The sequence below is a fragment of the Haloarcula halophila genome, assembly GCF_029278565.1.
Taxonomy (GTDB): Archaea; Halobacteriota; Halobacteria; order Halobacteriales; family Haloarculaceae; genus Haloarcula; species Haloarcula halophila.
In genome coordinates this window covers 995473-1010782 of sequence record NZ_CP119559.1, presented here as the reverse complement: position 1 = coordinate 1010782, position 15310 = coordinate 995473, and the positions used below count along the sequence as shown (strand labels likewise).

The window sequence follows — 15310 nt, the reverse complement described above, 5'->3', positions numbered from 1 at the left end:
ATGGCAACGACAGACACATCCACGACGACTGACGACGCGTTGTTGTCGATGACCGACGTGACGTCGGGCTACGGCAACACGACCGTCCTCCACGACGTGAACATCAGCGTTCGGGAGGGTGAGATCGGCTGCCTCATCGGCCCGAACGGGTCGGGGAAGTCGACACTGATGAAGAGCATCTACGGCTTCGCCGACGTCCAGTCGGGGACCGTCCAGTTCCGTGGGGAGGAGATCACCGGCCGCTCGCCCCAGGAGAACCTCGCCGGCGGGATGAGCTACGTCCTCCAGGACGCCAGCGTCTTCCCCCGGATGAGCGTCCACGAGAACATGCTGATGGGCGGGTACGTCTTCGACGACGACGACCGCGCCGCCGAGCGCGCCGAGGAACTGTACGACGAGTTCCCGATACTCGGTGACATCAGGGGCCAGAAGGCCGGGACGCTCTCGGGCGGCCAGCGGCGCCTGCTCGAACTGGCCCGTGCGCTGATGGTCGATCCCGACGTGATGATGCTCGACGAGCCCTCGATCGGACTCGAACCGCGGTTCATCGACGACGTCTTCGAGCGGATCGAACAGCTCAACGACCTCGGGACGACGATCCTCCTGGTCGAACAGAACGCCGAGAAGGGGCTCTCCGTCGCCGACCGCGGGTTCGTCCTGGCAAGCGGCGAGATCAAGTTCACCGGCTCCGGGACCGAACTCCTCAACAACGAGGAGGTCGGCCGGCTCTACCTGGGGGGATAAGATGTACCGTGTACTCGTTCCCGTCGACGACGACCCGGATCGCGCCCGCGGACAGGCCGCCTTCGTCGCGGACCTCCCTGGCGGAACCGACGAGGTCGAAGCGATCGTCACCCACGCCCTGACGCCCGAACAGGCAGAGGCACCCGAGGATCTCAAATCCGTCGACCGCGTCGAGACGGTCCGCTTGGTTCGGGACACCCTCGACGAACGCGGTATCGACTACCAACTCGCCGAGGCCCGGACACCACCCGCCGACGGTATTCTCGACCTGGCCGCCGAGTTCGATGTCGACCAGATCGTCATGGGGTCGCGCAAGCGCTCCCCGACCGGGAAGGTCGTCTTCGGCAGCGTCGCCCAGCAGGTTCTCCTGGAGGGCGACGTTCCGGTCACGGTCGTCGGTGCTCACGAGGCGTGAGAACCCCTCGCGGGCCGGCACCGATTCGCAATCCTTATTGCGGTTATCGGCACAACACAGAGTGTACACGGACGGCGTGTGCCGGTGTAGCTCAGACTGGCAGAGCGAATCCTTCGTAAGGATTAGGCCGAGGGTTCAAATCCCTCCACCGGCTTACACCCTCTCTTCTACAATCCCACCGTATAACGCTTTCTGGGGGTTCGAAAACTGTCGAGTCCACGGGCGACCGCTCACCCGCGCTTGAGGCGTTCGCGGGTGCGGTCGAGTTCGGGCGGCTACGCGGTTCGGCCGCGACGGGACCGGAACCGTCGTCTATATCCGTACCGACACGCTCCCCGAGTGGGTGCCCGTCGCCGGTGAGGGCCGCGTTCTCACGACGTGGTCGCCGGGGACGCGTGAAGTCATCGAGGCCACGGCCGATCTTGAGGCATGGCGCACGGACGAGATCGCCGATAGTGTTTCCATCACCGAACGGCAGGTACGTGAGCACCTTCATACGCTCCAGAACCGAGGTCACCACGAGGGGCGCGGGGTCACCTGGCGTGTGCCGGACGCCACCGTGTGAGCGATCACGGGGACGTCCATTTGGAGCCTGTCGGTGTCGCGGATCTGAGCAGGACGGAAGTTGCGGAAGCGGCGCGTCATAGTACCGATACGTGGGAAGTCCGCAACTCTCAATCCGAGCATGATGGCGATACCCGTAGCAGTCACCCGAACGGGAGTGGTGCTGTCGTGGGAGTTGGTCGAGAGCCCGAAAGGGGTGAGCTACCCCCTGCAACAGCGTGAGAACAGCGTCTATCCGCAGCCTCAATGCGCGACTGCGCTCTCACATCCTAGAGTCGGTGGATCTCGTTGGGCGTGACGTACCGGCTCCCCTTCGAGACCGGCAGCAACGAGAGGACCGTTCCCACCGCTTGGGAAAATGTTATATAGATAACACCAAAAAGAATCAAATAATTAAAACAACCGATGCCCCAGGGAGTCCAACCCGAGAACCCGACCGAGGGCGGTCGGGTGTACAAACACCTCTCGATCAGCGAGCTACAGAACCGGGCCAGCGACACGCCCAGCGGGTACCAGGTCGCGGAGGCCATCCGCGCTCAGGTCGAAAGCACGCTCACGGACGCAGCCGTCACGCAGCTTGCGAACGCGGAGATAGACGGCTTCGGGTTCGAGGTAGAGGTGGACGCTCAGGCCGGTAACAGCGCCCCGTTCGGATCACTGAACGGCGCTATCGGCATCTCCCTGGTCTGGCTGGTCGGGGCCGACGACGGGGCAGACCGGGGGCCACACGTCACGCTCTTCGCGAACTACAGCGAGGACGGGGCCGGTACCGGCGGGGCCGAGCCCATCGCCGACGCGCCGAACCCCGCCCAGACCGTCGAGGGGTCGTTCTTCGTGGCGCACTTCGGCGACGGCTCGGTCTCGCTCGACCGCTCGCAGTTCGACCGCGCCATGGGCACGGTCGGCGTCGACGCTGGCGGCGGAAGTGGCATCCTCTCCGGCGAGACCACCATGTACGGTGCCGACGGCTCGGTGTTCGTGTGGGACGACCGCGACGTCTGGCACACGTTCGCGGCCGACCTCTCCCTCGGGAGCGACGCGCTGGCCCCGACCATCACGGCGTCGCGCTACCGGCACGACGAGTGGCTGCTCGGCCAGCTCGGGTTCGTCGACGGGATATCCGGTAGCTCGTGGAATCCGCCCGAGCACCCCTTCTGGCAGAACGGCGACACGCTCGTCCCCGAGTGGGGTGGCGAGGGTGGCAGTGGGGGCGGCGGGGGCGGTGGGGACCCCCTCAGCGACGTCGCCGGCCTGGGCGAGTACGGGGGCTCGGAGCTCTACTACGAGGTCACCGTCGGCAACGCCGGTCGCGAGGACCACGTGAAACAGCTCCAGTCGGACCTCTGGGAACTCGGGTTCTGGTTCCGTGGGATGGTCGCGTCCGGCCAGCGGAGCAACTACAGCTTCGAGCCCGGCAGCCAGTCGACCCTCACGACCGGGGACGCGAGCGGGGACTTCCGTGCCGTGACCGAGTGGGCCGTTCGGGAGTTCCAGATACACGCACAGCGCGAGACGGTCGCCCACCACACCGGCAGCGGCAACGACCGCTACGTCGAGAACCTCGAAGCGGTCGCGAACGACGCCACCTACGACGGGGACGTTTCGGGGGTCCTGAACGAGGAGACGGCCAAACGCATCCAGTACTGGCTCGACAACGACTGGCGGTGTCCGGTGGTGATGGAGAAGATAACGGACGAGGACACCGTGCGGACCGAGACCCACAACGCGGTGAGCAACGGCAACGAGACGGACTACCAAAACGCCTTCACCGACTCCAGCGGCAACAGCAGGGTCGTCTTCCAGAACTTCTGGCAGCGGCTCGACCTGGAGCACGCGTCGAACCCCACCGACGACTCGGTGTTCGTGACCGACTTCTCGGAGTACTACGGCGCATCGGCGACCGCGGTCGACGTCCCGGCCATCGACACCGGGAACCTGACCCGCCCGGCGGCGTACGTGGTCGGGCACTACGAGCGGGACACGATGGCGAACACCTCCAGCGGTTACAGGGAGACGTACGGCGGGCCTTACGCCGACCCCGACTACGACCAGACGTGGCCCCGGACCGGGGAGGTGCTGCCGGAGAACATCGTCGGCACCAACGTCAACCTGACGCCACTCGAAACTGGCGGCTCCGGGACCGACACGCTCTCGACGTTCAAGATCGTCCGCGCCTCCTCCGAACTGGAGTGTGAAGGGTACCTCGACGACGTCAACTCCTGGGACACGGCCATCGTGTCCATCGGTCCGTGTCACTGGACCCTGGCACTCAGGGCGGCCGGCCGGAACCCCAGTCAGGAGTTCGGTAGTTGGGGCTACAACCGATGGCGGAACGAGATCAAGCGACCGACCCAGGAGCTCTACGGGCAGGGCGGGCCGGCCTCGGGCCACGCCGACGACGAGCTGCGGGAGGGCGAGCTACCGGCGTACATCAGCTACCTCGAATCGAGCAACCAGAACGCCTTCGACGAGGCGTTCGGCCACTTCGGCGTCGAGACCGACACCGCGTGGGGGAACAACGGGAGCGACCTGTTCAACCACGGCCTCCGGAACTACACCGACAAGCTGACGTTGGCCTACCGCGGGAGCGGGGGCAACGTGAGCCGGGAGCCGGTCCACCGCCGGGACGGCGACTACTTCCGGGGCTGGCACTGGTTTTCCCGGTTCGTGATGGCCGGTCGAACCGTCGACGGGTACCGAGAGGGGATGTGGGACATGACCCGTTTCCGCATCCGCGACATCCGGAACACGCTGTGGCCACCGGGGGTCTCCCACCTCCCGAACGACGGCGGCGATCCGGCAACTATCGGCGACGTGGTCACCTCCGAGCGGGGCATCGCGCTCGTCCTGCGGTGGCACATCAAGAGCCCAGCCCACGTCATCGACACCGGCGGCAACACGCTCGGGGACGCCGTCGACAACGCGTGGAACGGGTGGAACCAGGACCTCTCGACCAACGACTGGAGTGGCAACAGCGGCGACCAGCACGAGGCGGACATGGTCGACGACATCGCGACCGAGATGACGAACGACGGTATCGGCCGGATCGACGTCGTCAGGTACTGGCCCCACTGGATCGGGTGGCAGACCGACCCGAACCACGAGAGCCGCTATCGGCTGTTCTCGGCGACCGATCTCGCCGACGGCGTCACGCCGGATCGGAGCGGCGCCGCCGACGACCTCCTCTCGGAGGACCGCGACTCCTTCGACTTCGACGCGCCCCAGTCGAGCACGCCGACTCACGTGATACAGAGCAGTCAGGCGTGGCTTCGGGACCCCAACAACGGGTACGCGCCCGTCACGGGGGCGAACCCGCTGCACAACAACTGGAACACCCTCGCGTACGTCAACCAAGGCCCCAACACGTGGGAGGTAGACCAGGGAACGCCGGTCACGGTCACCGATCGTGACAGCTACACGTCTGGTGGGAACCGCGTCGCTATCATCGAGATAGAGCACGCCAGCGACGGAACCCGCATCGGCTGGACCAACATGGGGAACCTCTACTGACCCGGGCGAAGCGCCCCTGGACGACGAACCTCTCGACCCTCGTGTTCGACTGCGGGGGGAGGGCCGACTCGTCGTCTGCCCAACGCTTAAGTTGTCAACGCTCCAACACCAGGAGTGATTACCTCCACTCATGGCTCAGGACACGAAACCCGAGACGCCGACCGAAGGGGGGAGGGTCTTCCGGGAGTTCCCCGTCGGACGGCTCGAGGGCGAGTCTGCCGTCGGCCCCGCCGGATACCAGAACGCGAACGCGATACGGAAGCAAGTCGAGAACGTGGTCGACGCCGACGCGTTCGGGAAGCTGGCGGACGCTGGCATCAGCGCCTTCGGCTTCGAGCTGGAGGTCAGCACGACGGCGAATCACCTCCTGCCGCCGTTCATGGACCTCAGCGGCGCCATCGGCCTCTCGATGATCTGGATCACGAAGGTCGAAAGCGTGCCGGCCCACGGCCCCCACATGTACATCTTCGCCAGGCAAGGCGAGAACGGCCCGGAACCACTCGGCGACGAGCCGACCTCGGGGAAGACGGCCGGGTGCTTCTTCGCCGCGCACTTCGCCACCGAGGAGCCGCTGACGCCCAAGCAGTGGGAGAAGGCGTTCGGTAATATCGGCGTCGACGCGGGCGGGGGCCGGGGGCTGCTCTCCGGCGAGGTCACCCTCCACCCGACGAGCGACGCGGCGCTGGTGTGGAAAAAGAACGATGTGCTCTGGCGAGCATTCGTCGTTGACCTCCTGATCAACGGCACGAGCGGGAACATCGCCGTCGAGCAGACGAGCTACGAGCACTACGAGTGGCTGCTGGGCCAGCTTGGGTTCGTATCGACGACGGGCGGCGCGTCATGGGAGCCACCCGAGCACTCCTTCTGGCAGAAGGGGAGCTTGCGTATCCCCGAGTGGGGTGGCGGGAGTGCGGGCGGCGGTGGCGGGACGGCCGAGGAGGTCACGTTCCCGAGCGGGGCGACGCTGCCCGTGGTAGGGGGGGCCGACGCGCGGGACGACAACCAGTGGCCACTGAGCGAACAGCACTGGGACCCCAATTACAGCGGCAACCCCCTGCTGGATACGAGTGGGGACCACCGCGAGAAGCAACTGTCCGAGCACTTCACCGTCGGCGAGTACGCACAGAGCGGCAACACCGAGTTCACACGGGCCCGCATCGACCCCGCGTTCGTCCGCTACCTGGAGCAGCTACGCGAGCACGTCAACGACGAACAAGCCGCCGCCGACGAAGAGTACTCACTCAGGATCGGATCGGGGTACCGGCACTGGGAGTACAACCGGGAGGGCGACACGTACGACTGGCCGGACGACGAGAGCACCATCGACAGCATGGAGCCCGGGCCACACAGCGTCGACACGGACGGCGACGGCGACACAGAGGACTACGAGTGGAAACTGACCCTCTCGGACCAGTCGGACCCGGTCTACAAGGACCTGACGCGGAGCGAGCACTGCTCCGGGCGCGGGGCGGACATCGACTTCGCGTCGACGACGTACCAGGTGATCGATAACGACAAGGCGTACCTCCGGGACCCCGACGCGGACCCCGCGTACGACACGTTCACCCAGGACATCGTGAACGTTTCGGCGTACAGTAACTGGTACGGGGACAGCCCTCCCGGATCGGTCACCCAACACACTGATACCGACATCTGGAAGATAACGAAGGGGACCGAGGTCGAGGAGACAGGGGACAGCGCCACGAACCCGGACGGGGACTCGGTGGTCAAGGTCCAGGACCGGAGCGGCAACGTGCTCGGGTGGACGAACGAGGCCAACCTCTCCCCGGACCGGAATCCGGGGTTCGACCAGGTCGAGCTGGCGAAGATGGCGCTTCACGCCCTCGTCGACGAGAACTACAACGACATCAGCCCCGAAGGCGTCAACCCCTGCGACCCCCGGACCGGTGTGGGCGGCCAGTGGAACAACTTCCACGTCGACATCAAGCCGTACCCGTGGATCGGAGACGCCGGGGACGCGTGGGCGTACAGCGACGCACCGGAGGACGCGAAAGCGGACGCGAACGAACACCACAACGACTTCCGGGGACTGAGTCCGGACGACGAGCAGCCAGCCGAGTACTTCGAGAACTGTCCAACCGCCCCGGCTGAAGCCGGGACCGAGGTCGAGGGTGGCATCTACGGCGTGGACAGCCGCGCCGCGTGGCTCCGGGAGCCGAAGCCGGACACGCCGGATGAGGACCTGCAGCCCGCGACTGACGAGAGCAACCCGCTGCGGTCCTTCTGGGAGGACAGCGTGGACGTTCATTACGCGGAGAGTGACGACGACGACGTAGACGGGTACTGGGAGCTGAGCTGGGGCATATACGTCCAGTACAAGGAGGCGCGGAACGGTCCCGACGGGTCCAAGATAGCCAAGGTCGCCACGCCGGGCGATCAGCTCATCGGCTGGACCTCCTTCAGTAACCTCGTGTACACCGGTACCTCCGTGTGACGACGGCGGTGCCCCTCCCTGCCTTGGACTCACCGTTCGGACGGGGAAGCGGTGGCCCGGGGCCCGCCACAACCCCCCAGTTCCGACGATATTCCGATGAATCGGACCGTCTTCCGGACTAAACTCAACGACGCGCCGTTGCTCAACGGACCGGGATCAACCTTGGAAAGAATTAAGTTCATTCTCTTTGAGTAACAGGTATGCCAGTCGATAACGTCGAACGGGCGTGGTGGTCGCCAGGGAGGACGGACGTTTTCGGCTTCGGTGCCGAGCAGTCGGCCGATTCTCGATCCGACCACCGGCCCTCCGAGGGGCAGCGAGGAGGGACCCGTGACCGATTCTACTGAGCGGAACCGGCGAGGTCCCGGACGGAGGTTCGACGGCCCCCGACGTCGACGGGGGCCAGCATGAGCGGCTCCGACGGCGAGCAGCCGGACACCACCGAACTGCTCGCGCGGGAACTCGGACGGACGGTCGAACCCATCGCGAACGCGGCCGAGGAGGGGCCCGAAGGGGTCGCCGACTTCCTCTCCGAGGCGGGGTTCGACGAGGCCGTCGCGGGCGAGGAGGCCGACAAGCTGGCTTCCGCGCTCGATTCGGCCATCGCCGAACCGGCGGGAGTCCTCGCGAAGACAGTGCTGGCCGACGAGCCGTCCGTCGACGACCTCCCGGCGGTCATCGAGGCCGTCGCGAGCGTCTTCGAGGGCCTGCGGACCCTCGACGACATCCAGTTCCAGAACGTCGAGGTCGAGGTCGACAAGCTGGGCAAGCTACTGCTGGACCACCTGCTGGTCACCTACCTCCAGAACTACCACCGGAGCGTCCACAGCTACATGTCGCTCCTCGGGGTCATCGAGCAGAGCGACGGACCCGGCGCGGGCGACCTCGATCTCTCTATCTTCCCCATGGCGGCGAAGAACCCCGCGAAGGTACCCAAGGAGGTCTTCAACTGGGGTTCGGACCAGGAGGACTTCCTCGCGTTCGTGGTGCTGTACTACCTCAAGGAGGCGTTCTGGGACCTCGGCGTGCCGGCGTCCATCGAGGGGCCGCCGTCCGGGCAGGTCGAACAGCTCACCGGCGTGAACGACATCGCGAACCTGTCGGTCGAGAGTGAGGCGGACCTCGACCCGCAGCTGCGGGTGCCCATCATCTCATACTCGGAGAACGGGACCCGCATCGTCGCGGGGTTCAAGCTCGTGCCGCTGCCGGCGAAGACCGACGCGCTCCCGGGGGTGGCCATCGTCCCGTTCGGTCGCGTCGGCTCCGGCACGGAAGTACCACTCGGGAGTTTCACGTTCAACGTCTCCGGCTCGGGCGAGATCGGCAACCGCGGGTTCGGCGTCCAGCCCACGAGCGGCGGCTCGCTGAACACCCGCATGGTGAACCTCGACTCGGGCTCCCCGCCCGCGAAGCTCCACGGTGAGGCCGGGCTGGAGTACACCGGCTCGGGCGACGGCTCGACGACCCTCCTGGGCAAGCCCGACGGGACGCGCCTCGACATGCTGTCGGCGGGGGCGAACGCCGTCGTCGACTACAAGGGCGAGGACGTGATCTTCAAGGTGGAGCTGCCGACCTCCGGGCGGTTCGTCGTCTCGCCGTCCGGGGGCTTCCTCGAGAAGGTTCTCACGGACGATGTCGAGTTCGACTTCGGCGCGACGGTCGGGTACTCGACGAAGGACAGCCTGTACTTCGAGGGTGGGGGGGCCATCGAGGCGACTATCCCGATGCAGTTGGACCTCGGGTTCGCGAGCATCTCGGAGCTGTACCTCGCGGTCGACCCGACGAGCGAGGACAGCGACGTCGCCGTCGAGGCGGCCACCTCGCCGTCGATCACGCTGGGCCCGCTTGCGGGCAACGTCAAGCGGATGGGCGTCCAGGCCGACCTCTCCTTCCCGGAGGGCCAGGACGGCAACCTCGGCCCAGTCGACGTCGAACTCGGCTTCCGCCCGCCGGACGGTATCGGCCTCTCGATCGACGCCGGGCCGGTCTCGGGCGGCGGCTTCCTGCTATTCGAGCCCGAGAAGCACCGCTACGCCGGCGGCCTCGAACTCCAGTTCAGCAACTGGGGGCTGAAGGTCATCGGCCTGCTGAAGACGAAGGTCCCCGGGACCGACGGTTACTCGCTGCTGTTGCTCGTGACGGCGGACTTACCGCCCGTCCAGCTCGGCTTCGGCTTCGTGATGACGGGTATCGGCGGGCTGGCCGGCGTCCACCGGGGGTTCAAGAAGAAGCCACTCGGCAAGGCGGTCCGGTCGGGCAATCTCGACTCGGTACTGTTCCCGGAGAACGTCGTCGAGAACTCCGACCAGATCATCACGGACCTGCGGACCATCTTCCCGCCGAAGGCCGACCGCCACGTCTTCGGCCCGATGATCCGCCTCGGCTGGGGCACGCCGGTCATCGTGAAGGCTGAACTCGGGGTCCTCGTCGCCGTCCCGTCGTGGAAGATCGCACTGCTCGGGAAGTTCATGCTCGACCTGCCCGACGAGGAGGTCGCGCTCATCGACATCAACCTCGCCGTCGTGGGCGTTCTCGACATCCCGAACAAGCAACTGGCCATCGACGCCTCCCTCTACGACTCCCGGCTGGTGATGTGGACGCTGTCCGGCGACATGGCCATGCGGGCCTCGTGGGGCGACGACTCGCGGTTCATGCTCTCGGTCGGCGGGTTCCACCCGCGGTACTCGCCGCCGAAGGGGTTCCCGAAACTCGACCGCGTGAAGGCGTCGCTGTCGCCACCCGGCGGCAACCCCCGGCTGGAGTACACCGGCTACGTCGCGGTGACGCCGAACACCTTCCAGGTCGGCGCCGGCGCACTGCTCCACGGCGAGTTCGGGCCGGCGACGGTCCACGGGGAGCTGAGCTTCGACGCGCTGTTCAAGTTCAACCCCTTCAAGTTCGTCGTCGACTTCTACGCGAAGATCTCGGTGACGATCAAGGGCAAGGGGCTGGGACTCGAACTCGACGGGACCCTCAAAGGGCCACAGCCCTACCGCGTCCGGGGCAAACTCAGCATCGACATCCTGTTCATCTCGGTCACGGTAACGGTCGACGCCAAGTTCGGCTCCTCGGGTGGCTCGGAGGAGCTCCCGACTGCCGACGTCCTGACCGAACTCGCGGACGAACTGGAGAAGCCGGCGAACTGGAGCGTCCAGAAACCCGAGGGCGGTCGCCACCTCGTGACCCTGCGCGACCCGAACGCCGGGAGCGACGACGGCGGCGGTCCCCAGGGCTCCGGGCCCCTGCTCGCTCACCCCCTCGGGAAGATGGGCGTTCGACAGCAGGTCGTCCCGCTCGGGGTGCCCATCGAGAAGTACGGCAACGCGAAGCCCAAGCACCAGCGGTTCGCCCTCTCGGACCTCGATGTCACGGGCTCGGGGGAGAACCTGTCGAGCCAGACGGAACTCAGGGAGAAGTTCGCGCCGGCGAAGTTCGAGAAGATGTCGGATTCGGAGAAGCTGGAGTCGAAAGCCTTCGAGATGCTCCCGGCGGGCCGGACCGTCGAGAACGGCATCGTCCACTACGCCGGGTCGGACGACGGCTCGCTGCTGTCGTGGGCGACCCTCGAGTACGAGGCGTCGGTGGTCGACGAGGAGAACGAGGACTACTGGACCGACATCGACGCGATAGACGACTCCTGGGACACCCGGCTGGATCTCGCGGTCAGCAACGAACTCGCCGAGCAGAGCGCGGTGGCGACGGCTCCAACCCGCACCAGCGGCGAGGCGGCCTACAGGACCGACGACACGTCCAAGCAGGTCGGCGTCGACGACCAGCAGTTCGTCGTCGTCAAGCGGTCCGATCTGAGCCGCGTCGACTTCGACGGCAACCCCGAGTCGGGGCAGACGCGGGTCGAGGCGAGAGACGCCATGCGCCAGTACGCCGCCACCACCAACGACGTCGCCCGCGACGACCTGCAGGTGGTCGGCGTCCAGGAAGTCGGCGGCACCGGGGGAGGTGGGTCCTGATGCCCGAGGACTTCGACCCCCAGGACGCCTCGACGGACTCGGACACAAAGTACCGGTTCTTCCCGGTGGTCCGGCGTGGCTACCCGCCCACCCAGAACTACTCGGCCGACGACGCACAGGGCAAGCCGGCGATCACGGCTGGCGGGTCGCTGACGGTGAACTTCGACGTGGAGACCCCCGACGCCCCGGGGACGCCGGCCGAGGAGCGAAACGTCTCCATCGACATGTACGGCCCCGAGCACGTCGACGGCATCGACCAGAACCAGGTCGTGCGCCGCGAGCCCGAGGAGGACACCACGAACTACCCGCCGAACTACCTCGCGACGGTGGAGTTCGACGCCCCGGATCTCCCGTGGGTGTTCAGCCCGGTGGCCGACGACACCCAGACCACCCAGAACGGCGGCGGCAGCAGTTCGGACCCGAAGGGTCGTGGCCTGCCCTGGCTCTGTCTGGTCGTCGTCGAGCGGACCGAGGAGACCCGCATCGAACCCGCCGGCCAGAAGCCCCTGCCGTCCATCGAGGCGCCGGTGGCGGAGCTCCCGCCCCTCGACGAGGCGTGGGCGTGGGCTCACGCCCAGACGGTCGGCAGCCCGGACGCGAAGGCCAGGGCGGAGTCCGAGGAGAGCGACGGTCGGACACTGGAGGAGGCGTTCGGCTCGGAGTCGACGCTCACGCGCTCGCGGCTCGTCTCGCCCCGGAACCTGCAGGGGAGCACGAAGTACGTCGCGGCCGTCGTCCCCGTCTTCGAGGCCGGTCGGATGGCGGGCCTCGGCAAGGAGGTCCCGGAACGGGACGACGGGAAGATGGCGCTCTCGTGGGATCCCACGAAGACGAGCGTCAACGGCGGCAGTGGCGACGAGACCGTCACGCTGCCGGTGTACCACCATTGGACGTTCACGACGGGGCAGACGGGCGACTTCGAGTCCCTCGCCCGCAAGCTGGAGCCCCGGAACCTGAACGACGGCGAGGAGTACGACATCGGGTTCGAGAAGGTCGACGCCACCGACCCCGGCCCCGACTCGCTGGGGCTCTGGGGCCTGCCCGACGACGACCGGACGGTCAGGCTCGGCGGGGCGCTCCGTCAGGAGGACAGCTCCGCCGGCAGCTACGCCACCGAAGAGACGCGGGCGAAGCTCCGGGAGCTCCTCAACGCGCCCGCAGCCCTCCAGGAGTTCACGGACGAGGACTACGACGTGGTCGGCCCACAGATCTACGGCGGTCGACACGCCGAGACGACGACGCTGCCCGACACCCCGCCGAGCAACGAGCAGTGGCTCTCGACGCTCAACCTCCACCCCGGCCACCGGCTCGCGGCGGCCGTGGGCACCTCCATCGTACGGGACAACCAGGAGCAGCTGATGGCCTCCGCCTGGGACCAGGTCGGCGAGATTCGCGAGGCTAACCGGCTGCTCGCGGCGGCCCAGCTCTCGCGGGCGGCGATGGAGACCAAGGTCCGCAGCCTCGAGAACACCCCGGCGGGGTGGACCGCGCAGTTCACCGGCCCGGCTCACGACCGCGTGCTGGCCCCCGACGGCCGGACGGTCGGCGCCTACCTCGAGGACTCGTCGGTCCCCCGCGCGCTGACCTCGGCCCCGTTCCGGCGGCTCACCAGCGGGTCCGGCCGGCTCGCCGGGCGCCTCGACAGGACCGTCGACGCGGGGCGCATCCTCGAAACCGTCGTGAACGGCCGGACGTCCGTCGTGTCGTCCGACGACGGTCCCGGCGGAATCACCGCCCAGAAGGACGACGTCGAACTCGCGGAACTCTGTGCCAGCCTGGAGAGCCAGCGCGACGACGACGACCAGCAGGACGACGAGGACCGGCCGCAGGTGGACGAGGTCCTGAAACGGCTCTCGAAGACGGAGGGCGTCTGCGAGGACATCCTCAACCTGCTCGCCAAGCTACTCGGCGGGGAACTCGACCGGGACGAGGCCGCCGAACTCGCTTCGAGGGCGGAGAACAGGTGGAACGACGTCTGGATCTTCCTTGACGCGCTGGAACCCCTGATGGTGGCGGTAGCCGAGGCGGAAGCCGACCACAACCTGCCGGGTGTCTCGGACGAGTTCACGGAACAGCTGGCTCAGCAGCTGTACGAGCGCCTCGCGGCCATCGCGGAGCGGGACCTCATCGACCCCGGCGAGGACGACCGGTACGGTCCGGACGACGCACGGGAGGCCCAGACGGACGTCCTCGACCTGCTCGTCGCCATCGCCGACGTCAGGGACTACCTCGACGTCGCCACGGGGTCGGACGACGACTACAGTGCCGGCCTCGTCTGCGATCCCGACGTCGGGACCGGCGACGCCCAGCGACCGGACCTCGGGTCGGTCGCCGACGCCGTCGACCCGGTCACGTCCCTGCGGGAGCGGGCCGAGAGCCGCCTCGGTGGCCTCACCTTGGCGGGCCGGCGTGATCCCTTCGACCGGGTCATGGCCTACCCCGAGTTCCCGGACCCGATGTTCCGGGACCTGAAGGAGGTCTCCGAGGACTACCTGCTGCCGGGAGTCGAGGAGATTCCGCGGGAGACGTTCGGCGCTCTCTCGACCAACCCGCAGTTCATCGAGTCGTTCATGACCGGCCTCAACCACGAGATGGCCGACGAACTGCTCTGGCGGGGCTTCCCCACCGACCGCCGGGGGTCGTACTTCCGCCAGTTCTGGGACCCCAGCGCGCGCATCCCCAAGCCCGACGACCCCGACGACCTCAAGGACATCACCGAGATACACACGTGGGACGAGAAGCCCACGAGCAAGCTGGGGTCGAACATCATGACCGGTGCCGGCGGGGGTGGCTCACAGCATCCCGGGCAGGGCTCCGAGCCGACCACAAACGTGGTCGTCGTGATTCGCGGGGAACTGCTGCGGCGGTACCCCCAGACGACCATCTACGCCACGAAGGCGAAGTGCGTCGACCGGACGAACGGGAGCGGCAGCGAGCGGGTACCCGAGTGGGCGTCCCAGCAGGAGACCGACGACGCGGTCGACACCGACTATCACCGGTTCCCCGTCTTCCGCGGCGAACTCGACCCGGACGTGAACTTCCTCGGGTTCGACCTCACGCCGGACGAGGCGAAGGGGGCAGAGCCCACGAAGTCGCTCGGCGAGTCGGGCGACAGCTGGGTCACCGGGACCGAGAACGGCGACCCCGTCGACGAACTCGGCTGGTTCTTCGTGATGGAGGAGGCCCCCGGCGAGGTCCGGTTCGGACTGGACGTCAACCAGGGCGACATCGGCGAGCGGCCAAACGGCGTCTCGTACGACGATCCGGACGACGGCTCCGGGGTCGCGGACACCGACAAGCCGAACGAGAACCCCGAACACGGCTGGAGCGGCATGTCGTGGGGCCACCTCGTGGAGAGCAAGTCGGCCCTCGACAGCAAGGACAACATCTCCGTCTACAAGGACGTGCCCGGTCAGGAGGGCTGGGAGACGAAGAAGACCAACCAGTGGGTCACCGACAGCGCGACGGATGCGGTCCAGGATCCAACGCTCGACAAGGAGGACGAGGCCACCTGGGGCCTGAACAGCGCGCACATGGCGTACATCACGTGGCAGCGCCCGGTGCGAATCGCCATCCACGCCGACGACCTGCTCCCCGGTACCGGGGGAGTCCACTGTAACGACTCGACGTCCGGTAACGGGGTGAGCAACTGAC

Annotated in this window: 7 protein-coding genes and 1 tRNA gene; all 8 read left to right on the top strand. The window is 67.2% G+C overall.

Annotated features, from left to right (window positions below; translation table 11 throughout):
- The 8 genes from P0204_RS05270 to P0204_RS05235 all read left to right on the top strand — a co-directional run bounded on the left by P0204_RS05270 (nucleotide 1) and on the right by P0204_RS05235 (nucleotide 15309).
- A complete protein-coding gene (locus tag P0204_RS05270; protein ID WP_276222302.1) occupies nucleotides 1-744 on the top strand; it encodes an ABC transporter ATP-binding protein in 744 nt (247 codons plus the stop codon).
- A 1-nt stretch (nucleotide 745) separates the two neighbouring features.
- On the top strand, nucleotides 746-1159 hold the full coding sequence (locus tag P0204_RS05265; protein WP_276222300.1) for a universal stress protein: 414 nt from the start codon (nucleotides 746-748) through the stop codon (nucleotides 1157-1159).
- Between the two features lie 80 nt (nucleotides 1160-1239).
- Nucleotides 1240-1313: transfer RNA gene (locus tag P0204_RS05260), tRNA-Thr, on the top strand.
- A gap of 815 nt (nucleotides 1314-2128) precedes the next feature.
- Entirely contained in the window at nucleotides 2129-5233 is a 3105-nt protein-coding gene (locus P0204_RS05255) for a hypothetical protein (RefSeq protein ID WP_276222299.1), read from the top strand.
- Nucleotides 5234-5363: 130 nt separating this feature from the next.
- Nucleotides 5364-7688 carry a hypothetical protein gene (locus P0204_RS05250; RefSeq protein WP_276222297.1) on the top strand — a complete coding sequence of 775 codons (2325 nt, stop codon included), beginning with the start codon at nucleotides 5364-5366 and terminating at the stop codon, nucleotides 7686-7688.
- A gap of 200 nt (nucleotides 7689-7888) precedes the next feature.
- Nucleotides 7889-8035: a hypothetical protein gene (locus P0204_RS05245; RefSeq protein WP_276222295.1), complete on the top strand. Its 147-nt coding sequence runs from the start codon at nucleotides 7889-7891 to the stop codon at nucleotides 8033-8035.
- Between the two features lie 60 nt (nucleotides 8036-8095).
- On the top strand, nucleotides 8096-11656 hold the full coding sequence (locus P0204_RS05240; RefSeq protein WP_276222293.1) for a DUF6603 domain-containing protein: 3561 nt from the start codon (nucleotides 8096-8098) through the stop codon (nucleotides 11654-11656).
- A complete protein-coding gene (locus P0204_RS05235; RefSeq protein WP_276222291.1) occupies nucleotides 11656-15309 on the top strand; it encodes a hypothetical protein in 3654 nt (1217 codons plus the stop codon). The genes P0204_RS05240 and P0204_RS05235 overlap by 1 nt, the downstream gene beginning before the upstream one ends.
- Nucleotide 15310: the final 1 nt, after the last annotated feature.

Coding starts and splice junctions, on each gene's coding strand:
- P0204_RS05270 (WP_276222302.1), top strand. CDS start 1: ATGGCAACGACAGACACATCCACGACGACTGACGACGCGTTGTTGTCG.
- P0204_RS05265 (WP_276222300.1), top strand. CDS start 746: ATGTACCGTGTACTCGTTCCCGTCGACGACGACCCGGATCGCGCCCGC.
- P0204_RS05255 (WP_276222299.1), top strand. CDS start 2,129: ATGCCCCAGGGAGTCCAACCCGAGAACCCGACCGAGGGCGGTCGGGTG.
- P0204_RS05250 (WP_276222297.1), top strand. CDS start 5,364: ATGGCTCAGGACACGAAACCCGAGACGCCGACCGAAGGGGGGAGGGTC.
- P0204_RS05245 (WP_276222295.1), top strand. CDS start 7,889: ATGCCAGTCGATAACGTCGAACGGGCGTGGTGGTCGCCAGGGAGGACG.
- P0204_RS05240 (WP_276222293.1), top strand. CDS start 8,096: ATGAGCGGCTCCGACGGCGAGCAGCCGGACACCACCGAACTGCTCGCG.
- P0204_RS05235 (WP_276222291.1), top strand. CDS start 11,656: ATGCCCGAGGACTTCGACCCCCAGGACGCCTCGACGGACTCGGACACA.